Here is a 20,509-nt window from a genome sequence, read left to right as displayed (position 1 = left end):
GCACAGGCCTCGGTCAACGGATCCAGACCCCAAGCCTAAACCAGAACGGGCAGCGTGCTGCGATGCAAAAATGGTTTCATCTGGTAGTGCCGGCCACTGGCCGGCAACCTCAGGCTGCGTGGGTCCATGAGGTTGCCGGCCAGCGGCCGGCACTACCCGGTCCGGTCAGCGCTTCTTCTTCGCCGTGCCCTGCCCGGCCGGGCCAATGGTCTGCTCCAGCCAGCGCTCGCTCTCGGCCAGCATGGTCATGATCGATTCGCGTGCGCGGTAGGCATGCGATTCGTTCGGCAGCATCACCAGCCGTGCGGTGCCACCCAGGCCCTTCACCGCGGCGAACATGCGCTCGCTCTGGATCGGGAACGTACCGGAGTTGTTGTCGTCCACGCCGTGGATGAACAGGATCGGATCCTTGATCCTGTCGGCGTAGTTGAACGGCGCCATCTTCTGGTAGACGTCCTGCGCCTGCCAGTAGTTGCGCTCCTCGGCCTGGAAGCCGAACGGGGTCAGCGTGCGGTTGTAGGCGCCGCTGCGCGCGATGCCGGCCTTGAACAGGCGCGTATGCGCCAGCAGGTTGGCGGTCATGAACGCACCGTAGGAATGGCCACCGATGGCGATGTGGTCGCGATCGGTCACGCCACGCCGCACCACTTCATCCACGGCTGCCTGCGCGTTGGCCACCAGCTGTTCGATGTAGGTGTCGTTGGGCTCCTTGTCACCCTCGCCGATGATCGGCATCGACGGGCTGGCCAGCACTACGTACCCTTTGGCCAGGAACGCCTGCGGGCCCCAGTAGCTGACCGCGTTGAAGCGGTACGGCGAATCGGTCACCTGGCTGGCCGCGGCCGCGCTCTTGAACTCGCCCGGGTAGGCCCACATCAGCAGCGGGCGCGGGCCGTCGCGCTTGGGGTCGTAGCCCGGCGGCAGCAGCAGGGTCGCGGTCAGATCGACGCCATCCTTGCGCTTGTAGCGGATCTGCTCCTTCTGCACGCCCTTCAGCTGCGGCAGCGGATGAGCGAAGTGGGTCAGCGCGCGCGGTGCGGCGCTGGCATCGGCCAGCGACTGCACGTAGAAGTTGGCCGGCTCATCCGGGCTCTCACGGCTCAGCAGCAGCGAGCTGCCCTGGTTGTCCAGCAATGCCACCGGCAGCGAATAGCTCGGCGCCTGCGAATGGAACAGGCGCGTCGCCTTGCCCGTGGCGATGTCGAAACGGTCCACGAACGGACGGTCACCTTCCGGCGAAGCACCGGCACCGGCCAGGTACAGGCTGCCACCATCGGGGCTGGTCTGCAGCAGCGAGCGACCACGTTCATCGCTGGCCAGCAGCGGCCGCCCCGGATCGGCATAACGGTCCTGCGCGTCACGATCCCACAGCAGGCGCGGCTCGGCACCGGCATCATCCGGGGCGATCAGCCAGGTCTTGGTCTTGCGTGTCTTCCACCACGACTCGGTCAGCAGGGCCAGGTCGCCACGGCTCCAGTTGATGCCGCTCAGGCGGCTGCCAAGCTGGGCCAGGGTCACCGGCGGCTTGTCGAACGGCGCGGCCTGCATCAGCACCGCATCGCGCACCCTGGCTTCCCGGTTCGGGTCGCCGCCGTCCTGCGCTTCGGCCCAGACCAGGGTGGCGTCGGCATCACCGCGCCAGCTGATGTCGCGCACGCCGGTCACTTCGGCATCGTTGCCGGTCGGCAGGCCTTCCACCAGCGGGCGCACCGCCACGGTATGCACCAGCTTGCCGCTGGCACGGTCGATCACTTCGATGCGGCGCGGGAAACTACTCACCGGCACCACGTAGGAGTACGGGCGCTGCACCGGCTGGCGCAGCACGAAGCGGCCGTCGGGCGACACCGAGAAGCCCATGAAGATGCCGGCTGCACCGATCGCGCGGGTACTGCCATCCAGGCCGACTTCCATCGGCTGGGTAGTAGCGTAGTAATCGAACTGGCGGGCGTCGGCCTCGTTCTTCAGCAGGTCCTGGTAGGTGCGGATCGACACCACGCCGCCGCCCTGGCTGGTCTGCTGCACGGCCGGGCCGGTCGGGACGCCGTCGGCGGCCGGGGCTGGCCCCAGGTTGGCCGGGCGGGTGAACACCACCAGCCCGCGGCTGTCCGGCAGCCACTGGTAGCCGCTGCCGATCACCGTGTTCAGGCCGGCAACCAGGCGACGGGCACTGCCACCGGCCACATCCACCAGCCACAGTTCATTGGCGCCACTGGCAGCGTCGACCTGGTTGAAGGCCAGCCACTTCTGGTCCGGCGACCACATCACGCTGGCGATCGACAGCGTGGCCGGCAGGCCGGTGATCGGCCGCTCCTTGCCGTCGGCCACGTTCATCAGCCACAGCTTCTCGCCGAAGCTGAAGCGGCTGTCGGAGAACGTGCGCGGGTTGATGCGCAGGCCGGCCAGCTTCAGTTCCGGCTGCGCCACCACCTGGATCGACGGCAGCGACGGCATCTGCATCATCGCGGCCACGTCGCGGCGCGGCGACAAAAACAGCGACGGCGCGCGCGGGGCATCGACCACTGCCTGCAGCGCGGCCGACGGCAGTTCGTAGCCGTTGACGCCCTGCGCCTGCGCGGCAACGGGCTGCGGCGCTGCCGCCCAGGCCAGCGGGGCCACCGCCAGCAGTCCCATCGACAGGACCAGGCCGGTCCACCGCCGCGTACGGCGCGCGTGCATGCTCATCGTTCCACCTGTTTGATGCGTGAAAACACCGACCTTAACAGGCCATGCACGCAGCCCCATCTGCCGATGGTTGGGTCATGCCGATGTCACGCCGGGGCCGCGATATAATGGGGGTTCTCCCCTGCCGAGGGGCGCTGCGACCGGATCCGACGAGGCCCGGCCAGGCTCGGTAAGGTGGCTTTGTAACAACGGCGCCCGGCTAGATGCGAGCACCCGCTCGCCCACAACCGGAGCACACGAATGAACGCTGTTGCCAAGACCTTCTCCACCGAAGGTGATTACAAGATCCGCGATATCACGCTGGCCGACTGGGGCCGCAAGGAACTGGACATCGCCGAGCACGAAATGCCGGGCCTGATGTCGATCCGCCGCAAGTACCAGGCCGAGCTGCCGCTGAAGGGCGTGCGCGTGACCGGCTCGCTGCACATGACCATCCAGACCGCGGTGCTGATCGAGACCCTGAAGGACATCGGCGCCGATGTGCGCTGGGCCTCGTGCAACATCTTCTCGACCCAGGACCACGCGGCTGCCGCCATCGCCGCCACCGGCACCCCGGTGTTTGCCTGGAAGGGCGAGACCCTGGAAGAGTACTGGGACTGCACCCTGGACGCGCTGACCTTCACCCTGGCCGACGGCACCCTGACCGGCCCGGAACTGGTGGTCGACGACGGCGGTGACGTGACCCTGCTGATCCACAAGGGCTACGAACTGGAAAACGGCAGCGACTGGGTCAACACCCCCTCTGCCTCGCACGAAGAACAGGTCATCAAGAACCTGCTCAAGCGCGTGGCCAAGGAGCGCCCGGGTTACTGGGGCCGCGTGGTGAAGGACTGGAAGGGCGTCTCCGAAGAGACCACCACCGGCGTGCACCGCCTGTACCAGCTGGCCCAGGCCGGCACCCTGCTGATCCCGGCGATCAACGTCAACGACTCGGTCACCAAGAGCAAGTTCGACAACCTGTACGGCTGCCGCGAGTCGCTGGCCGACGGCCTGAAGCGCGCGATGGACGTGATGCTGGCCGGCAAGGTGGCCGTGGTCTGCGGCTACGGCGACGTCGGCAAGGGCTGCGCGGCCTCGCTGCGTGCCTACGGCGCGCGCGTGATCGTCACCGAGATCGACCCGATCTGCGCGCTGCAGGCGGCGATGGAAGGCTATGAAGTCAACACCATCGAGTCGACCCTGGGCCGTGCCGACCTGTATGTCACCACCACCGGCAACCGCGACATCATCCGCATCGAGCACCTGAGCGCGATGAAGGACCAGGCCATCGTCTGCAACATCGGCCACTTCGACAACGAGATCCAGGTCGACGCACTGGTGTCGTACCCGGGCATCAAGCACGTCAACATCAAGCCGCAGGTGGACAAGTACATCTTCCCGAACGGCAACGCGATCTTCCTGCTGGCCGAAGGCCGCCTGGTGAACCTGGGCTGCGCCACCGGCCACCCGAGCTTCGTGATGTCCAACAGCTTCGCCAACCAGACTTTGGCCCAGATCGACCTGTGGGCGAACAAGGACAGCTACGAGAAGAAGGTCTACCTGCTGCCCAAGAAGCTGGACGAGGAAGTGGCCCGCCTGCACCTGGAAAAGATCGGCGTGAAGCTGACCACCCTGACCCAGGACCAGGCGGACTACATCGGCGTGCCGGTGGAAGGCCCGTTCAAGCCGGACCACTACCGCTACTGATGCCGTGCGCGGTGCCGGCCAGCGGCCGGCACTACCGGTGCAGGCGGGGCCGGATCCCTTTCCGCATGAAAGGGCTCTGACCCCGGCAACGTATGCAGACAGGACGGGCGCCTTCGGGCGCCCGTTCTGCGTTGCGGCACCCGGCAACCGATCCGCGCACCCTGTCACGGAGCACTAAGAAGCCGCTTGCTAGGCTTTACGCCCGCGTGGGCTGCCAACGGCAGGCCATGCGCCGGGACGCAGACACCAAAGGACAGGACATGCCGCGCAACCGTGAACGACTGAACCGGGCCATGAAGCCCCTGATGACCCTGTGCTGGGTGGCCCTGATGGCCGCCTGCACCCCACCTGCCGGCGAAGCCGGCGCTACGGCTCCGGCTGCGGCCAGCGGACAGGCCAGCCCCGCAGGCAAGGCCGCCGACGCGCCCGCCACGGTCGCCGACACGAGCGCTGGCTGCGCCGATGCAGCGTCGCCGGCACAGACCCTGGTCTGCAGGGACCCGACCCTGACCAGCCTGGATGCGGACGTGGGCAAGGCGGTCACTGCCGCACAGGCCACACTCGATGCAGCAGGGCAGAGCAAGCTGCACGCCGAACAGCAGCGCTGGCAGGAGCACACCCGCGACCTGTGCACCGATGCACAGTGCCTGCAGCAGGTGTACACCGATCGCCTCAAGGTGTTGTCCGCCACGCGTGACGGCCTGATCGACCAGGATGCATGCGAAGCCCCTGACGGCCAGCAGCAATGCGTGGACCTGCTGGTGCTGCGCGATCCCAACAGCCAGCTGGCGAACTTCAACACGCTGCTGGGTGAGAACGGCCAGGAAGGCCGCCTGCTGGGCTGCACGGCTGCCACGAACATGGGCGGCGGCCCCAACGCCCTGCTCGCAGCCAACTGCACCCAGGAAACCTCCGCCGGCAGGCGCAACGTGCAGCTGTGCAGCAACCAGATGGTTGGCCAGTTCGCCCTCGAACCGGCGCCGGCTGCTTACGGCACCCAGGCCATCCGCCAGCTGCTCGGCTTCACCCAGCAGCACTGCGCGGGCTGACAATCGCCGGGCACGCCCGGCGCTTTACCCTCATTGAAGGACGATGACCATGGCAACGGATTCCACCATTACGCGCGAACAGCTGTCCACGCTGTTCCTCAACACCGAGCTGGGCGGCAACACCCGCCACCTGGACCACTTCTCATACGCACAGAAAGGCGCAAGCACCTACTCGTTCGGGCTGGTGCAGTTCGATGTGGGCGGCAATCCGCAGGCCAGGCGCTTCCTGCGCGACAACGGCTTCACCGATGGTGACATCGCACTGTTGTCCCAGCAGGGAGGATTAAGCACCCAGCAGCTGGCGGCGCTCGACGCCAAGTTGCAGGCCATTCCGCAGGCCAGGATGGATGAGCTCACCAACGCCAAGCTGGACAGCGCCATCGAGCGTGTCGATCAGGCCATCGCCAAGGTGCGTGCAATCAATCCGGCCGCGGCCGATGCCATCGCCGCCAACCCGGAGTTGCAGCTGGCCATGGCGGACTATGACAACCAGTTCGGCAGCATGGGCCCGCAGTTCATCAGCTATCTGGCCGGCAATGCGGAAAAGCTGCAGGGCGGCACCGTCCAGGCCGGCAATCCGCCGACGCGCGGCGACGTGCAGAACTTCGTCGATGCCACCAAGTACGGCATCCAGTCGCAGGCCGCCGTAGCCAGCCGCGATGAGCGCTTCGACCGGGCCATGGTCCAGATCGGCATCACCCCCACCCATGCTCCCTCGCACGGGTCACCGGGCACGCCTGCGGGCAACGGCGTGCTGGTCAACGGCAGCAAGGGCGATGAGGTGCAGGCCATGCAGCAGAAGCTGTCCGACCTGGGCTATCTGGGCAAGGACGGCAAGCCGCTGGTGGCCGATGGCGATTTCGGCCCCGGCACCGTGGAAGCGGTCAAGCAGTTCCAGCGTGACCACCAGCTCACCGTTGACGGCAAGGCCGGCGGCGCAACCCTGGGGGCGCTGGAGGCGGCCACCCAGCAGCGTGCACAGGCGGCCGAGCCGACCATGGCCACCCCGGGCCACGCCGACCACCCACGCTACCAGCAGGTCGTGGACAAGCTGGAAGCACTGGAAGAACAGCGTCGCCAGGGCGGCCTGTCGCCGCTGTTCAATGACCGCAGCCAGCTCGAGAACGCCGCAGGCCAGGTAGCCTACGAATCCAAGGTAGCCGGCATGAGCCAGGTCGATACCGTGCTGGCGCGGCCGGACAACCAGGGCGTGTTCGCGGTGCAGGGCCAGCTCGGCGATCCCGCCATGCACCGCACCTACGTCGACCTGTCGCAGGCGGTGAACCAGAACCTGCAGGACAGCACGCGGCAGAGCCAGGCGCTGGACAACGAGCTGTCACAGCGGCAGACCCAGGAACAGATACAGACGCAGCAATCGATGTCGCGCTGATCCCGCGTCGCGGGGCTGGATCCCTTTCCAAGGGAAAGGGCTCCGGCCCCATGGCCCGGAGCTACATGCGCTGCCGGTCGTCGTGCAGCGCACGCTGGCACCGTGCGGCGAAGTCGCGCCGCCAGGCCTCCAGATCGAAGCCTTCGCGCTGCTGGAAGGAAACAGTCTCGCTGCTCAACACGTAGCAGCGGTTCTGGCTCACGCGCAGTGCCGCCAACGTATCTCCCGCATCCCAGCACTGATCGATGCACGCCTGCATCAGCGCATAGTCCGGGTTGGTCTTGGCGCCGCCGAAGGCGAACCCCATCTGCTGCGCCATCGCCAGCACAGGATCGCCGGCCGCATCGGTGGTCCGCAGCATGCGCAGCACGCCGGGCTCGGGAATGCCGAAAGCCCAGTTGGCCAGGATCGCCGCACGTGCCGCCGCCACGGCCGCCGCGTGCTGGCCCAGGCGCATCTGCTGCCCTGCCAGCAGGGCCCACGCGCGCGGCAGTTCCGGAAAGCGGCTGCAGGCGTCCTCCAGCAACGCAATTGCCTGGGCCGGTTCGGCGGCCTGTACATGCCGCTGCGCGCGCTCGATCAAGGGCAACGGCGATCCCGCATCCGGTACCGCGTGCTCACGCGGCTCGCAGCCGTCATCGTCGTCCTGTTCCGCGCCACCGGCATCCAGCCACTGCGCGAAGACATCCAACGAGGAATGGCGGAAGACCATGCGCCCCTCGTCATGGAACATTTCGCAGACCACGGGCGGCTCAGCCTCCCGACCCAGTGGCCAGTACAGACCGAACTGATCACCGTTGCCCAGTGCACCTTCGGCGATCGGCCAGAAGCCCTGCGGTGGGTACGGGCCCGCGCACGGTTCGCTATCCAGGGTCAGGCCATGAAGCAGGGGCGGTGCGCGCATGATGAGATTCCAGACGGTGTACAGCGCGCATTATCGCAGGGGCCCTCCAGCAGCCTCGGTCAAGGCAGGTTGTTCCCTGCGCGCTACGATGCGCGCATGACCCCCGCCATCAATCTGCTCAAGCGCGAGAACATCGCCCACAGCGTGCGCAGCTACGTGCACGATGCCCATGCCGCCTGCTATGGTGGCGAAGCCGTGGAAAAGCTCGGCCTGGACCCGGCACAGGTGTTCAAGACCCTGCTGGCCAGCACCGACACCCACGAACTGCTGGTGGCCATCGTGCCGGTCGCCGGCCAGCTGGACCTGAAGGCGCTGGCGGAAGCCGCCCGCTGCAGGAAATGCGAGATGGCCGCCGCTGACGCCGCACAGCGTGCGACCGGTTATCTGGTCGGTGGCATCAGCCCGCTGGGCCAGAAAAAGCGCCTGCGCACCTTTCTTGATTCCAGTGCGGAATCCCTGCACACACTGCATGTCAGCGCCGGCCGTCGTGGCCTGGAAGTGGAACTGGCACCGGGCGATCTGCTGCAGCTCACCGGCGGACACTTCGCCGCCATCGGCAAGGCACGCTGATGCGCTGGCCCTGGACTGCGACGCCCATGCTCAACGATGCCCACGCCCAGGCGCTGCTGCAGGACCTGCTGTCAGGCGACGGCGGGCGCATCACCGACGCCGCGCGTACGCTCGCCCGACTGTTCGATGCGGCGCCGCTGGATGCGCTGGCACCGCACGTGACGTTGATCGAGCAGCACAGCGCAGGCATAGCGCTGGGCGGCATGCTGGTCAGCAACCAGGCGCACCTGAAGGCGGCGCTGCAGCGGCTGCGCTTCTGGCGCGCGGGCACCGGCTGCCTGTGTGCGCTCAACCCCGGCTATCCGTTCTTCGACCCCCGTCGGCTGATCGAACACGGGCAGATGCAGCTGCTGTCGCTCGACGCAGCGGAGGATGGCTGGGGCGACTGCCATCGCGTCGCCTGCACCCACTGCGGCCAACACTGGCAGGCGATCGACCGCGAGTATCACTACCCCTGGTGGGAGTGGAAAACCGTCGAACGATGAAGCAGCCACGCATGGCGTGGCTGTACTGGCCTGTCCTTCCCTTACGGCCGCCAATTGGCGTTGTTCTCCCAGAATTCCACCGCACGCCGGTACGCCTCGCGGTCCAGCGGCACGCCGGAACCGCCCTCTTCCACGCCCAGCGCATTGCGCATCATCGTGATCGGGGCCATCGGCACTTCGTCCGGCTCAGCGGTGTAGATGCAGCCGACGATGCCCCACTCAGCTCCGATCGGCGAGCCTTCCTTCGCAAGCTGCTCCGCGCTGTACAGGATGACGACCAGATAGTTGGCGCGCGGCGCTTCCACGCCTTCGAACCAGCGCACCAGTACCGGCAGTTCTTCCCGGTTGCGCGCCTCGTAACCACTGCGCAGCAGATGGCGGTTGGCCTCGGTGATCGGCACCGTCAGGCACCGGGTGCTGGTCCAGTTCTCATAGACGAACAGTTTGCAGAAGGGGGCATAACCTTGCAGGACCTTCATCGGTTCATGGGCATTGAGGTACGCCTCGAACTGTTCGGCAGTGCAGTCCTGGATGGTGTTGCCGCGCGGCATGCGCGGGAACAGGCGGGGACGGGCGAAATCGGTAAGGACGATGGACATGGTGCGGCGCGATCTGGGAATCCGCCGCACAGAGTAACCGCTGGCAGCGCCTGCACGGCCGTACGCTCGCGGCGCCCGCACACAGAATCATTGAACATCCATCTTGATGAAGCGATATACTGACCCGCACCTGCCGCCGCCGACCAAGCCATGACCGCCATCAGCTTCGAGTTCTATCCGCCCAAGACCGACGAACAGCGCAGCCAGCTGGACCGCGCCGCGGCCAGGCTGAAGGACTACAGCCCCGAGTACGTGTCCTGTACCTTCGGCGCCGGTGGCTCGACCCTGAGCTATACCTCCGAGACCGTGCGCCATCTCAACCAGCACCATGGCTTCGAGGCGGCGCCGCATCTGTCCTGCGTCGGCGGCACCCGCCAGGAGATCCGCGAACTGCTCAAGCTGTACCGCGCCATCGGTTGCCATCGCCTGGTCGCGCTGCGTGGCGACCTGCCCTCCGGTATGGGCTTCCCCGGCGACATGCGCTATGCCGCCGAGCTGATCGAGTTCATCCGCGCCGAACACGGCGATGCGTTCCGCATCGAAGTGGGCGCCTACCCGGAGACCCACCCACAGGCCTCCGATGCACTGGCCGACCTCAAGCACTTCAAGGCCAAGATCGATGCCGGCGCCGACGCGGCGATCACCCAGTATTTCTACAACCCGGATGCGTACTTCCACTTTGTCGATGCCGTGCGCCGGCTCGGCGTGCAGGTACCGATCACGCCCGGCATCATGCCGATCGCCAACTTCAGCCAGCTACGCCGCTTCTCCGAGCAGTGCGGTGCGGAAATCCCGCGCTGGATCAGCCGCAAGATGCAGGCCTATGGCGATGACGCCGAATCGGTGCGGGCATTCGGTACGGAAGTGGTGGCCAAGCTGTGCCAGCGGCTGGTCGAGGGCGGCGCACCGGGCCTGCACTTCTACACCTTGAACCTGGCCAGGCCGACCACGTCGGTGCTGAAGCTGCTGCACGGCTGAAAGCACGCCATGCCACCGCGATCGGCGCTACCCTGCGTCGATGAACCGGCTTTCCTTCCTGCTGTTGCTGCTGTCATTGTGCTCGGCGTCGAGCGTGGTCCATGCGCAGTCCCCACGCTTGAACCGCTGCACTGATGCGCGGGGGCAGAGCGTGTACACCGACCGCCCCTGCGACAGTGTCGGCGCCCGATCGCGACTGCCACCGCCCGCGCCCACCGGCAGCACCCTGCCGCGCGACACCCTGGGGGCGCGCTGCCCACGGCGCCTGAGCGAGCTGGTGGACGCACTGCGCATCGGCATCTTCAGCAACGATGTGAACCGGTTGTCGTCGCTGTACCTGTGGGGCGCAGTCTCCGATGCCGGTGCGCAGCGCATCCTCGGCCAGCTGGAATCATTGGTCCGTCGGCCGCTGGTAGACGTGGTACCGGTGTATCCCTCGCAGGCGCTGCCGCAATCGCAGGATGAGGATCAGAGCGCTGCGGCGCAGGGATCCGACCCGGAGCCGTCGGCCGTGCGGCATCCGGTCGGCCTGCGCCTGGAACAGACGCTGCCCGGCAGCGTGTCGCGCGCTTCGACGGTGCTGGGGTTGCGGCGGCAGTATGGGTGTTTCTGGATCACGTTGTGACCGGGAGGGCTCACGCCGGCCACAACCCGCCGATCGCAGCGATACCCTGCCCACCATGGCGGCGGGCTTCGGCGATATGGCCGGCGGCCATCCCACCCAACGCGTAGATCGGCAGCGACACCTGCGCGCGCAGCGCGGCGAAGGCCTCCCAGCCCAGCGGCTCCGCATCGGGATGGCTGGCCGTGGCCTGCACCGGGCCAAGCACCGCGAAGTCGCAGCCCAGCCGCTGCGCCGCCTGCAGCTGCTCCAGGTCGTGGCAGGACGCGGCGACAAGCTGCCCTTCCGGCAACGGCCGTTCCTGCAGGTCCTGCAGCTGCTCGCTGCCCAGGTGCACACCCACGCCCAGTGCGCGTGCCAGCGCCACATCGCGGTTGAGCAGCCATTGCACGCCGCGACGATGCGCGCGCACGGCCTGTTCGATCATGGCCTGCCGTTGCGGGTGTTCCGGTGGCAGGCGCAGCTGGATGCGCTGCTGCCCCGCGGCTACTGCCCGCTGCAGTTGCTCGTGCCACTGCTGCACGCCTCCGATGCCGTCAGCCGGCGCCGGGGTGATCAGGTAGCGGTCCGGTTGGCGCAGTGCGGCCACCACCGGCAGGTCGGCCGGCGGCATCGAATAGCGGCCCAGCTTGTCCTGCGCCACCCAGGTGATCGCCTGGCCTTCGCGGCCGCGCGGGGTGCCCTTCCAGCTGCGCACATGGCGCACTTCCAGGGTCAGGTGCTTGTCCGGATAGCGCTGCGGCACATCCATCAGCCAGGGCCCGACATCGGCCTCGATGCCCAGCTCTTCGCGCAGTTCACGCGCCAGCGCCTGTTCGGAGGTCTCGCCGGATTCGCGCTTGCCGCCGGGGAATTCCCACAGGCCGGCCATGTCGCGGTTCTCGGTACGGCGGTTGAGCAGCACGCGGCCCCGGGCGTCGGTGATGACGGCGGCCACGACGTGGATCGATCGGGTGGGGGAATGCATGGGGGCAGCATGCCCAGAACAGGGCGACCAGCGCAATCACGGATCCGGGCCGGACGCCGGCTGCAAAGCAGAAGGCCCCGCTTGCGCGGGGCCCTCCGGGGTCAGCTCAGCTGGCCGTGGCAGTGCTTGTACTTCTTGCCACTGCCGCACGGGCACGGATCATTGCGGCCGATCTTCGGCTCGTCGCGCTGCAGCGTGGCCACACCCTGCTGGGCGGCTTCCACCTGCGCGGCTTCCTCGTCGGCACTGTAGCCGCCCGCATCCTGGTGCTGGAACTGCGACTGGCTCAGGCGCGCCTGCGCCTGCTGGCGCTCGGCGGCCTCCAGGGCCTGCACTTCCTCGTCGCTGCGGATACGCACGCGGGCCAGCAGGGTCACCACTTCGCGCTTGACGTTCTCCAGCATGTCCGAGAACAGCTCGAAGGCTTCCTTCTTGTATTCCTGCTTGGGCTGCTTCTGCGCGTAACCACGCAGGTAGATGCCCTGGCGCAGGTAATCCATGCGCGCCAGGTGCTCCTTCCAGCTCTGGTCCAGCACGGTCAGCATCACGTGCTTCTCCAGCGCGCGCATGGTCTCTTCGCCCAGGCTGGCTTCCTTCTCGGCGAAGTGCTGGTTGACGCGCTCCTGGACCTTGCTGGCGATGGCCTCGGCGTCCAGTTCCTCATGCTGCTTGACCAGGTCGGTCAGCGACATCTGCAGGCCGAAGTCCGACTGCAGGGTCGCTTCCAGGCCACGCAGGTCCCACTGCTCGTCGATCGAGTTCGGCGGCACGAAGCGCGCCACGGTGTCGAAGATCACGTCGTCACGGATGCCGTCGACGTTGGCCTTCACCGACTCGGCGTCCAGCAGCTCGTCGCGCTGGGCGTAGATCACCTTGCGCTGGTCGTTGTTGACGTCGTCGAAGTCCAGCAGGTTCTTGCGGATGTCGAAGTTGTGGGCCTCGACCTTGCGCTGCGCCTTTTCGATCTGGCGGCTGACCAGGCGGTCCTCGATGACGTCGTCTTCCTTCATGCCCATCATGCGCATGGCCTTCTGCACCCAGTCGGAGGCGAAGATGCGCATCAGGTTGTCTTCCAGCGACAGGTAGAAACGGGACGAACCCGGGTCACCCTGGCGGCCCGAACGGCCACGCAGCTGGTTGTCGATACGACGCGATTCGTGGCGTTCGGTACCGACGATGTGCAGGCCGCCGGCCGCCTTCACTGCATCGTGGCGCTTCTGCCATTCGGCCTTGACCGCCGCCTTCTGCTCGTCGGTCGCGTCCTCGCCCAGGGCGTGGATCTCGGCTTCCAGCGAGCCGCCCAGCACGATGTCGGTACCACGGCCGGCCATGTTGGTGGCGATGGTCACCGCCGCCGGGCGGCCGGCGTTGGCGACGATGGTCGCTTCGCGGTCATGCTGCTTGGCGTTGAGCACTTCGTGCTTCACGCCGGCCTTGCTCAGGTGCTCGGACAGCATTTCCGAGGTTTCGATCGAAGTGGTACCGACCAGCACCGGCTGGCCGCGCTTGGCGCACTCTTCGATGTCGGCCAGCACCGCATTGAACTTGCCCTTGCGGTTGAGGAACACCTGGTCCGGGCTGTCCTTGCGGATGGTCGGGCGGTTGGTCGGGATCACCACCACTTCCAGGCCATAGATGCTCTGGAACTCGAACGCTTCGGTATCGGCCGTACCGGTCATGCCGGACAGCTTCTTGTACATGCGGAACAGGTTCTGGAAGGTGATGCTCGCCAGCGTCTGGTTCTCGCGCTGCACCGGCACGCCTTCCTTCGCTTCCACCGCCTGGTGCAGGCCGTCGGACCAGCGGCGGCCGGCCAGGGTACGGCCGGTGAACTCGTCGACGATGACCACTTCGCCGTCGCGCACGATGTAGTCCACGTCACGCTGGTAGATCGCGTGCGCGCGCAGGGCGGCGTTGAGGTGGTGGACCACGGTCAGGTTCTGCGCCGCGTACAGGCCTTCGGTCTCGCCGTCGAGGATGCCGGCCTCGACCAGCAGCTGCTCGGCGTGCTCCATGCCTGCTTCGGACAGGTGCACCTGCTTGCCCTTCTCGTCGACCCAGAAATCGCCTTCGCCGTCTTCCGCTTCCTGCTTGACCAGGTGCGGCACGACGCGGTTGACACGGATGTACAGCTCCGGGGAATCGTCGGCCGGACCGGAGATGATCAGCGGGGTACGCGCTTCGTCGATCAGGATGGAGTCGACTTCGTCGACGATGGCGTAGTGCAGGCCGCGCTGGTAGCGGTCGGCCTTGGACAGCGCCATGTTGTCGCGCAGGTAGTCGAAACCGAATTCGTTGTTGGTGCCGTAGGTGATGTCCGCGGCGTAGGCTTCGCGCTTGTCGCTGTGCGGCATGCCCGGGTACACCACGCCCACGCTCAGGCCCAGCCAGTTGTACAGCTTGCCCATCTGCGCGGCGTCGCGGCGGGCCAGGTAGTCGTTCACGGTGACTACGTGCACGCCCTTGCCTTCCAGCGCGTTGAGGTACACCGGCAGGGTCGCCACCAGGGTCTTGCCTTCACCGGTGCGCATTTCTGCGATCTTGCCCAGGTGAAGCACCATGCCGCCGATCAGCTGCACGTCGTAGTGGCGCATGCCCAGCACGCGGCGACCGGCTTCGCGGCAGACCGCGAACGCTTCCGGCAGCACCTTGTCCAGGGCTTCACCGTCAGCGATGCGCTGCTTGAACTCCGGCGTCTTGGCCTGAAGCTGCTCGTCGGACAGCTTCTCGATCTCCGGCTCCAGCGCATTGATCTTGGCGACGATGCGGTTGAGCTGGCGCAGCTGTCGTTCGTTACGACTGCCAAATACGCGGGTAAGCAGGCTGTTGATCATTGAAGGAACCGGGTTGGATGGACACGACGCCCGGCCTCCCCCTGGGGATCCGTCCGCCGCAAACGAAACAGGGCGCCTGGCGCCCTGTCGATGGCAACACCCATTGTAGCTTGGGACGGGCGGCTGAGGTTTCAACCCCGAGGGGGTAGTGCCAGCCGCTGGCCGGTGATCCGCGATGCTGCCGAAGATCATGAGGTTGCCGGCCAGCGGCCGGCACTACCAGATCAACCGCATCGGGTCAGAGCCCTCCCGCGGCGCGGAAGGGATCCGACCCGGGATCAGCCGCGGCTGACCCGGCCGACCGGCGTGTTGCCGCCGTCGCCGAGGAACTTGCGCGGGTTGACCACGTTGCCGTTCTCCCACACCTCGAAGTGCACGTGGGCGCCGGTCGAACGACCGGTGGAACCGGCCTTGGCCACTTCCTGGCCGGCACGGACCAGGTCACCGGCCTTCACCACCAGGCGCGAATTGTGCGCGTAGCGGGTGACATAGCCATTGCCGTGGTCGACATCGACGACATTGCCGTAGCCGCCCTTCACGCCGGCGAAGCTGACCACGCCCTCGGCCACGGCCATCACCGGGTCACCGACCTTTGCGTGGAAGTCCATGCCCTTGTGGGTGGCGGCACCGCGGCCGAACGGGTCGGCACGGGTGCCGAAACCGGACGTCACGTAGCTGTTGCGGATCGGCATGCGCGACGGCACGGCGTTCTGCTGCAGCTGGTGGTCGAACATCAGCGATTCCATCACCGACAACTGGCGGCCTGAAGCAGCGAAGCGCTGCTCCAGCACCTGTAAGTCGGCGTTGACGTCCTTGACCGGGATGTCGCTGGTCGGGCCGCCTGCGTCACCGTCACCGAGGCCGGGGGTCTCGTTGAAGTCGAACTCGCCGTCCTCCAGCTTGCCCATCTGGGTCAGCCGTTCGCCGAGGGCGTTGAGGCGGGTCGCCTGGGCCTGCAGCTCGCCGAGGCGAGCCGCCAGCGCGTTGACCTGGGTCTGCGCATCACGCTTGACCTTGGCCAGTTCCGCATCCTGGCGCTCGACCTTGGCCTGCAGCCGGGAATCATTCAGCGCGCTGGCGCCAATGCCGCCAGCAAGGCCGATAATGCAGCCTACCCCGAGCACGCTGCCCAGCAGGGCACGGGGGCGGTCCTCGAAATAGAACCGCAAACGCGCGATCGGCGACGACTTGGCCTGTCCTTCACGCGTTTTGATTACGATCTTTTTGAATGCCATCAGTGAGTTTTCATGTCTGAGCCGAAATCCAGCGTTCGCCCCGCGTCGGCACCGAAACCGGCGCTGGATGCGGTAATGGCGGACAAAAGCGGCAACCCGCTGCGGCGTGCCTTGTGGCTCGACGCGCTGGACCGTCAGTTGCGCCCCCAGTTGCCGCCACCTCTGCGCAGCCGTTGCCGGCTGGCCAATGTGGACGGGGAACACCTCGTTTTTCTCGTCGAGTCCCCGGTCTGGCATGCCAAGTTGCGGCTTGCCGAAGCCCAGCTGCTCGACGCGGCCCGTTCCATCGGGCTGAAGGCCACCAGGGTGACCATCAAGACTGCGTCTCCCACTCCCACGCGCTCCCCAGCGCTCGACAACCGGAATGGACCCCACGCAGTTTCAGCCGCCACGCACAAAGGGCTACGCGACGCCTTGGCTTGCCTGCAGGACGTTCCTTCGAAGCCGAAGAAACGGTCCTGATGGCAACGGAGCATCCGGCTCCGCTCCCCGTCGCGCGTGTCACCACGGCGTGAAACATTTCGGGGGCCGGGTCGCATCCTAGCGGCCATCCGGGGGCCTGTCGTTAGATTGCTGTTAAAACTGCGTTAAATTCAGGCTTCTGATCCAACAGGTTCACAAAACCGTGACCTTGAACCAGCCTTGACGTCTTTCAAGCACGCTGAATGCGTCGCCGACGCCGGAAACAAGAACGCCGCCCGGGAAGGCGGCGTTTTTATCTTTAAATTCAATAACCTACGGAATCAGGCGTACGCCGGGGTAGCGTATTCCACCGGATCCGGAGTGGCCGGCGAGTCGAAGCTGACCCATTCCCAGGCGCTGGCGTCGGCCATCAGGGCCCGTACCAGCTTGTTGTTGAGCGCGTGGCCGGACTTGAAGCCCTCGTAGGCACCCAACACCTGGCCACCGGCCAGATAGAGGTCGCCGATGGCGTCAAGGATCTTGTGGCGCACGAATTCGTCGGCGTAGCGCAGGCCGTCTTCGTTGAGCACGCGGAACTCGTCCAGCACGATGGCGTTGTCCATCGAACCGCCCAGGCCCAGGTTGCGCTCGCGCATGTACTCCAGGTCGCGCATGAAACCAAAGGTGCGCGCGCGGGAGATTTCCTTGGTGTAGGCCAGCGTCGAGAACTCGATTTCCTGGCGCGACTGCTTGGCCGGAATCATCGGGTGGTCGAACTGGATGGTGAAGCCCAGCTTGTAACCCTCGTACGGGGTGAAGCGGGCCACCTTGTCGCCCTCGGTCACTTCCACGGTCTTCAGCACGCGGATGAAGCGCTTGGGCGCATCCTGTTCCACGATGCCGGCCGACTGCAGCAGGAACACGAACGGGCCCGCCGAACCGTCCATGATCGGCAGCTCGGCCGAGGACAGCTCGACGATGATGTTGTCCACACCCAGGCCGGCCAGCGCCGACATCAGGTGTTCGACGGTCTGGATCTTGGCGTCGTTGCAGGTCAGGCCGGTGCACAGGGTCACTTCGGTGACCAGTTCGGCCTTGGCCGGCACTTCCACCACCGGGTCCAGGTCCACGCGGCGGAACACGATGCCATGGTTGACCGGTGCCGGGCGCAGGGTCATGTAGACCTTGTCACCACTGTGCAGGCCAACGCCGGTGGCGCGGATCGTGTTCTTGAGGGTGCGTTGCTGGATCATGGGGATGGACCGGAAGTGACACATTAGATTAACACGCGCACTCCCCTACCCTGGCTGAAACGCCAGTGACAGCCACCGGCAGGACACACCGGCACGCCGCTGGGAAAGCGCGTGAAGCAGGGCGGCCGGGCCCATCCTGGCCCGGCGCCCGCATTTTCAGGACATGGTGGCGCAACCCGGGGAGGACAACCCCGGGCCGCCCCGCTTAGTCCGCCTGGCGGCGCAGGAAGGCCGGGATGTCCAGGTAGTCGTTCGGCAGTTCCGCCGCTGCCGGGGCCGAAGCCGCCGGGGCCGACGTGGCGGACGCCGCCGCGGTATCGCTGCTGGCACGGCGCAGGCCCAGGCCCATGCCGCCCACGGCCTTGGACACGGCGTCGCCACCGTTGTCGAACTCGCCGAACTCCGGCTGGCCGGTGGTGGCGTTGCGGACCAGCTTGATCGGTGCACGCTCGCCCGGACGCTGGGTCTTGCTGGCCGAGACGCGGTTCAGGCCGGTGGCCACCACGGTCACGCGCACTTCGTCCTGCATGTCCGGGTCCAGCACGGTGCCGACCACGACGGTGGCGTCTTCCGAAGCGAAGCCGTCGATGGTGCGGCCGATCTCGTCGAACTCGGCCATGGTGAAGTCGGCGCCGGCGGTGATGTTGACCAGGATGCCGTTGGCACCGGCCAGGTTCACATCGTCCAGCAGCGGGTTCTGGATCGCCGATTCGGCAGCGGCCTGGGCGCGGTCATCGCCCCGTGCGGTGCCGGTACCCATCATCGCCAGGCCCATTTCGGACATGACGGTGCGCACGTCGGCGAAGTCGACGTTGATCAGGCCCGGACGCACGATCAGGTCGGCGATGCCCTGCACGGCGCCCTGCAGCACGTCGTTGGCGGCGCGGAAGGCCTGGATCATGGTCGCGTTGCGACCCAGCACGGTGATCAGCTTCTCGTTCGGGATCGTGATCAGCGAGTCGCAGTGCTGGCTCAGTTCCTCGATGCCCTTCAGCGCCACCTGCATGCGGCGACGGCCTTCGAACGGGAACGGCTTGGTGACCACGGCCACGGTCAGGATGCCCATTTCCTTGGCCAGCTGCGCCACCACCGGTGCAGCGCCGGTGCCGGTGCCGCCGCCCATGCCGGCGGTGATGAACACCATGTCCGCGCCCTGCAGCGCGTCCATGATGCGCTCACGGTCTTCCAGCGCGGCCTGGCGGCCGACTTCCGGGTTCGCGCCTGCGCCCAGGCCCTTGGTCACGTTGGTACCCAGCTGCAGCTGCAGCTTGGCACCACAATTCTTGATGGCCTGCGAGTCGGTGTTGGCGGTGATGAACTCCACGCCGTCCACCGCCGAGTTGACCATGTGCGCCACGGCATTGCCGCCGCCGCCGCCCACGCCAACCACCTTGATCACCGCATTGGGTGCCATCTTTTCGATCAGTTCAAAATGCGCCATGTCCGTGTCCTCGTTGTATCCGCTTGTCGGTGGCATGGACGGTCGGGCCTCCTGCCTTCGCGTGTCATGTTGCCGTTGCGGCTGTGTGGGTTGTGTAGTGCGTTGTTGCGTTGTGATGCGGGTACTGCGGGTGTTGCGCCGGGCCGGGCCCGGAGTTACGGGTTCCGCGTCAGAACTCGCCGCGGAACCAGGTCTTGAGTTTCTTGAACATGCTTCCAGCGCGCCCGGTCGGCAACGACGGCCGCCGCGGGTGCTCGATCTGGCTGCCCATCAGCAGCAGGCCCACGCCGGTGGCGTGCACCGGGTTGCCGACCACTTCGCCCAGGCCGGTGACGTGCTGCGGGATGCCCACGCGCACCGGCATCTGCAGCATTTCCTCGGCCAGTTCGACCACGCCCTCCATCTTCGAAGCGCCACCGGTCAGCACCATGCCGGCGCGCACCAGTTCCTCGAAACCGGAGCGGCGCAGTTCGGCCTGCACCATCTCGAAGATTTCCTCGTAGCGACCCTGCACGGCCTGCGCCAGCGAATGGCGCGGCATGCGGCGCGGCGGGCGGTCGCCGACCGACGGCACCTGGATGCTCTCCTCGGCCGTGGCCAGCTGGGCCAGGGCGCAGGCATAGCGCACCTTGATCTGCTCGGCTTCCGGGGTCGGCGTGCGCAGCATGTGCGCGATATCGTTGGTCACGTGGTCGCCGGCGATCGGCAGCGAGGCGGTGTGGCAGATCGCGCCCTGCACGAACACCGCGATGTCGGTGGTACCGGCACCCATGTCGACCAGCACCACGCCCAGCTCGCGCTCGTCGGCGGTCAACACCGCCACGCTGGAGGCCAGCGAGGACAGCACCAGGTCGTCCACCTGCAGGCCGCAGCGCTGCACGCACTTGCTGATGTTGGCCGCGGCCGACTGCGCGCACACCACCAGGTGCGCATGCACTTCCAGGCGCACGCCGGTCATGCCGACCGGGTTGCGGATGCCTTCCTGCGAATCGTCCAGCACGTACTCGCGCGGAATCGCGTGCAGGATCTTCTGGTCGGCCGGGATCGCCACCGCCTTGGCCGCATCGAGCACGCGATCCAGGTCGCCCCAGGTCACTTCACCGTCGCGGATCGGCACGATGCCCGGCGAGTTCTTGCACTGCACGTGGTTGCCGGAGATCGAGGCGTACACCGAACGGATCTCGCAGCCGGCCATCAGCTCGGCTTCTTCCACCGCGCGCTGGATCGACTGCACGGTCGATTCGATGTCCACCACCACGCCACGCTTCAACCCGCGCGATTCGTGCGAGCCGATGCCGATCACTTCGATCGGGTTGCCCGGCGAATACTCGCCCACCAGCGCCACCACCTTGGAGGTGCCGATGTCCAGGCCAACGATCAGCGATTTGTCACCCTTGCGATTCATGTCCTTT

General features: G+C 66.8%; 17 protein-coding genes and 1 riboswitch. Of the genes, 8 read left to right on the top strand and 9 right to left on the bottom strand.

Features of this window, described 5'->3' with window-relative positions; translation table 11 throughout:
• Positions 1 to 165: 165 nt before the first annotated feature.
• Positions 166 to 2,682, bottom strand: coding sequence for a S9 family peptidase (locus AC5P66_RS16805; protein WP_099495683.1), 2,517 nt, complete (start codon positions 2,680 to 2,682; stop codon positions 166 to 168).
• 120 nt (positions 2,683 to 2,802) lie between these two features.
• Positions 2,803 to 2,886, top strand: a riboswitch (S-adenosyl-L-homocysteine riboswitch).
• A gap of 36 nt (positions 2,887 to 2,922) precedes the next feature.
• Here AC5P66_RS16805 and ahcY point away from each other — a divergent pair.
• The 3 genes from ahcY to AC5P66_RS16790 all read left to right on the top strand — a co-directional run bounded on the left by ahcY (position 2,923) and on the right by AC5P66_RS16790 (position 6,807).
• The gene (gene ahcY / locus AC5P66_RS16800) at positions 2,923 to 4,368 is read left to right on the top strand and encodes an adenosylhomocysteinase (protein ID WP_049414067.1); all 1,446 of its coding nucleotides are present in this window, start codon (positions 2,923 to 2,925) and stop codon (positions 4,366 to 4,368) included.
• A 260-nt stretch (positions 4,369 to 4,628) separates the two neighbouring features.
• Positions 4,629 to 5,417 carry a lysozyme inhibitor LprI family protein gene (locus AC5P66_RS16795; RefSeq protein ID WP_099495684.1) on the top strand — a complete coding sequence of 263 codons (789 nt, stop codon included), beginning with the start codon at positions 4,629 to 4,631 and terminating at the stop codon, positions 5,415 to 5,417.
• A gap of 49 nt (positions 5,418 to 5,466) precedes the next feature.
• On the top strand, positions 5,467 to 6,807 hold the full coding sequence (locus AC5P66_RS16790) for a peptidoglycan-binding domain-containing protein (protein WP_241896262.1): 1,341 nt from the start codon (positions 5,467 to 5,469) through the stop codon (positions 6,805 to 6,807).
• Positions 6,808 to 6,868: 61 nt separating this feature from the next.
• On the opposite strand, the gene AC5P66_RS16785 is transcribed toward AC5P66_RS16790, so the two are convergent.
• Positions 6,869 to 7,711, bottom strand: a complete 843-nt coding sequence (locus AC5P66_RS16785; protein ID WP_099495686.1) for a tetratricopeptide repeat protein — start codon at positions 7,709 to 7,711, stop codon at positions 6,869 to 6,871.
• Between the two features lie 96 nt (positions 7,712 to 7,807).
• Between AC5P66_RS16785 and ybaK the strand changes: the two genes are divergently transcribed.
• Positions 7,808 to 8,281, top strand: coding sequence for a Cys-tRNA(Pro) deacylase (ybaK, locus tag AC5P66_RS16780; RefSeq protein WP_099495687.1), 474 nt, complete (start codon positions 7,808 to 7,810; stop codon positions 8,279 to 8,281).
• Positions 8,281 to 8,766, top strand: a complete 486-nt coding sequence (locus tag AC5P66_RS16775; protein ID WP_099495688.1) for a hypothetical protein — start codon at positions 8,281 to 8,283, stop codon at positions 8,764 to 8,766. The genes ybaK and AC5P66_RS16775 overlap by 1 nt, the downstream gene beginning before the upstream one ends.
• A 41-nt stretch (positions 8,767 to 8,807) precedes the next feature.
• On the opposite strand, the gene AC5P66_RS16770 is transcribed toward AC5P66_RS16775, so the two are convergent.
• Complete coding sequence (locus AC5P66_RS16770) at positions 8,808 to 9,365, bottom strand: DUF3228 family protein (RefSeq protein ID WP_099495689.1); 558 nt, start codon at positions 9,363 to 9,365, stop codon at positions 8,808 to 8,810.
• A 150-nt stretch (positions 9,366 to 9,515) separates the two neighbouring features.
• On the opposite strand from AC5P66_RS16770, the gene metF reads away from it, so the two are divergent.
• Both metF and AC5P66_RS16760 read left to right on the top strand, forming a co-directional pair.
• Positions 9,516 to 10,343: a methylenetetrahydrofolate reductase [NAD(P)H] gene (gene metF / locus AC5P66_RS16765; RefSeq protein ID WP_099495690.1), complete on the top strand. Its 828-nt coding sequence runs from the start codon at positions 9,516 to 9,518 to the stop codon at positions 10,341 to 10,343.
• Between the two features lie 40 nt (positions 10,344 to 10,383).
• Positions 10,384 to 10,968 carry a DUF4124 domain-containing protein gene (locus AC5P66_RS16760; RefSeq protein WP_099495691.1) on the top strand — a complete coding sequence of 195 codons (585 nt, stop codon included), beginning with the start codon at positions 10,384 to 10,386 and terminating at the stop codon, positions 10,966 to 10,968.
• A 10-nt stretch (positions 10,969 to 10,978) separates the two neighbouring features.
• Here the strand turns inward: AC5P66_RS16760 and AC5P66_RS16755 are convergent, their stop codons facing one another.
• From AC5P66_RS16755 to AC5P66_RS16745, 3 genes are all read right to left on the bottom strand, one after another.
• Positions 10,979 to 11,932: a Nudix family hydrolase gene (locus AC5P66_RS16755; protein ID WP_099495692.1), complete on the bottom strand. Its 954-nt coding sequence runs from the start codon at positions 11,930 to 11,932 to the stop codon at positions 10,979 to 10,981.
• A gap of 101 nt (positions 11,933 to 12,033) precedes the next feature.
• A complete protein-coding gene (gene secA, locus AC5P66_RS16750) occupies positions 12,034 to 14,766 on the bottom strand; it encodes a preprotein translocase subunit SecA (protein WP_099495693.1) in 2,733 nt (910 codons plus the stop codon).
• 278 nt (positions 14,767 to 15,044) lie between these two features.
• Entirely contained in the window at positions 15,045 to 16,001 is a 957-nt protein-coding gene (locus tag AC5P66_RS16745) for a M23 family metallopeptidase (RefSeq protein WP_033834438.1), read from the bottom strand.
• Positions 16,002 to 16,013: 12 nt separating this feature from the next.
• Here AC5P66_RS16745 and AC5P66_RS16740 point away from each other — a divergent pair, with 12 nt between their 5' ends.
• On the top strand, positions 16,014 to 16,463 hold the full coding sequence (locus AC5P66_RS16740; protein ID WP_049413132.1) for a DciA family protein: 450 nt from the start codon (positions 16,014 to 16,016) through the stop codon (positions 16,461 to 16,463).
• Positions 16,464 to 16,744: 281 nt separating this feature from the next.
• Here the strand turns inward: AC5P66_RS16740 and lpxC are convergent, their stop codons facing one another.
• The 3 genes from lpxC to ftsA all read right to left on the bottom strand — a co-directional run bounded on the left by lpxC (position 16,745) and on the right by ftsA (position 20,502).
• Positions 16,745 to 17,656 (bottom strand): UDP-3-O-acyl-N-acetylglucosamine deacetylase, encoded by a 912-nt coding sequence (gene lpxC, locus AC5P66_RS16735; protein WP_008267619.1) that lies wholly within the window; start codon positions 17,654 to 17,656, stop codon positions 16,745 to 16,747.
• A gap of 205 nt (positions 17,657 to 17,861) precedes the next feature.
• Positions 17,862 to 19,097 carry a cell division protein FtsZ gene (ftsZ, locus tag AC5P66_RS16730; RefSeq protein WP_049413130.1) on the bottom strand — a complete coding sequence of 412 codons (1,236 nt, stop codon included), beginning with the start codon at positions 19,095 to 19,097 and terminating at the stop codon, positions 17,862 to 17,864.
• 169 nt (positions 19,098 to 19,266) lie between these two features.
• Positions 19,267 to 20,502, bottom strand: a complete 1,236-nt coding sequence (gene ftsA, locus AC5P66_RS16725) for a cell division protein FtsA (protein WP_005408083.1) — start codon at positions 20,500 to 20,502, stop codon at positions 19,267 to 19,269.
• Between the last annotated feature and the right edge of the window lie 7 nt (positions 20,503 to 20,509).

The sequence above is a fragment of the Stenotrophomonas sp. YJH_SMC_122 genome (assembly GCF_059369535.1).
Note: the sequence above shows the minus strand (reverse complement) of the source record. Positions and strands in the feature narration are given on the sequence as shown.

What these genes read in the sequence shown, in the direction of transcription:
- AC5P66_RS16805 (WP_099495683.1), bottom strand. Translation starts at nt 2,682, where the DNA reads ATGAGCATGCACGCGCGCCGTACGCGGCGGTGGACCGGCCTGGTCCTG.
- ahcY (WP_049414067.1), top strand. Translation starts at nt 2,923, where the DNA reads ATGAACGCTGTTGCCAAGACCTTCTCCACCGAAGGTGATTACAAGATC.
- AC5P66_RS16795 (WP_099495684.1), top strand. Translation starts at nt 4,629, where the DNA reads ATGCCGCGCAACCGTGAACGACTGAACCGGGCCATGAAGCCCCTGATG.
- AC5P66_RS16790 (WP_241896262.1), top strand. Translation starts at nt 5,467, where the DNA reads ATGGCAACGGATTCCACCATTACGCGCGAACAGCTGTCCACGCTGTTC.
- AC5P66_RS16785 (WP_099495686.1), bottom strand. Translation starts at nt 7,711, where the DNA reads ATGCGCGCACCGCCCCTGCTTCATGGCCTGACCCTGGATAGCGAACCG.
- ybaK (WP_099495687.1), top strand. Translation starts at nt 7,808, where the DNA reads ATGACCCCCGCCATCAATCTGCTCAAGCGCGAGAACATCGCCCACAGC.
- AC5P66_RS16775 (WP_099495688.1), top strand. Translation starts at nt 8,281, where the DNA reads ATGCGCTGGCCCTGGACTGCGACGCCCATGCTCAACGATGCCCACGCC.
- AC5P66_RS16770 (WP_099495689.1), bottom strand. Translation starts at nt 9,365, where the DNA reads ATGTCCATCGTCCTTACCGATTTCGCCCGTCCCCGCCTGTTCCCGCGC.
- metF (WP_099495690.1), top strand. Translation starts at nt 9,516, where the DNA reads ATGACCGCCATCAGCTTCGAGTTCTATCCGCCCAAGACCGACGAACAG.
- AC5P66_RS16760 (WP_099495691.1), top strand. Translation starts at nt 10,384, where the DNA reads ATGAACCGGCTTTCCTTCCTGCTGTTGCTGCTGTCATTGTGCTCGGCG.
- AC5P66_RS16755 (WP_099495692.1), bottom strand. Translation starts at nt 11,932, where the DNA reads ATGCATTCCCCCACCCGATCGATCCACGTCGTGGCCGCCGTCATCACC.
- secA (WP_099495693.1), bottom strand. Translation starts at nt 14,766, where the DNA reads ATGATCAACAGCCTGCTTACCCGCGTATTTGGCAGTCGTAACGAACGA.
- AC5P66_RS16745 (WP_033834438.1), bottom strand. Translation starts at nt 16,001, where the DNA reads ATGGCATTCAAAAAGATCGTAATCAAAACGCGTGAAGGACAGGCCAAG.
- AC5P66_RS16740 (WP_049413132.1), top strand. Translation starts at nt 16,014, where the DNA reads ATGTCTGAGCCGAAATCCAGCGTTCGCCCCGCGTCGGCACCGAAACCG.
- lpxC (WP_008267619.1), bottom strand. Translation starts at nt 17,656, where the DNA reads ATGATCCAGCAACGCACCCTCAAGAACACGATCCGCGCCACCGGCGTT.
- ftsZ (WP_049413130.1), bottom strand. Translation starts at nt 19,097, where the DNA reads ATGGCGCATTTTGAACTGATCGAAAAGATGGCACCCAATGCGGTGATC.
- ftsA (WP_005408083.1), bottom strand. Translation starts at nt 20,502, where the DNA reads ATGAATCGCAAGGGTGACAAATCGCTGATCGTTGGCCTGGACATCGGC.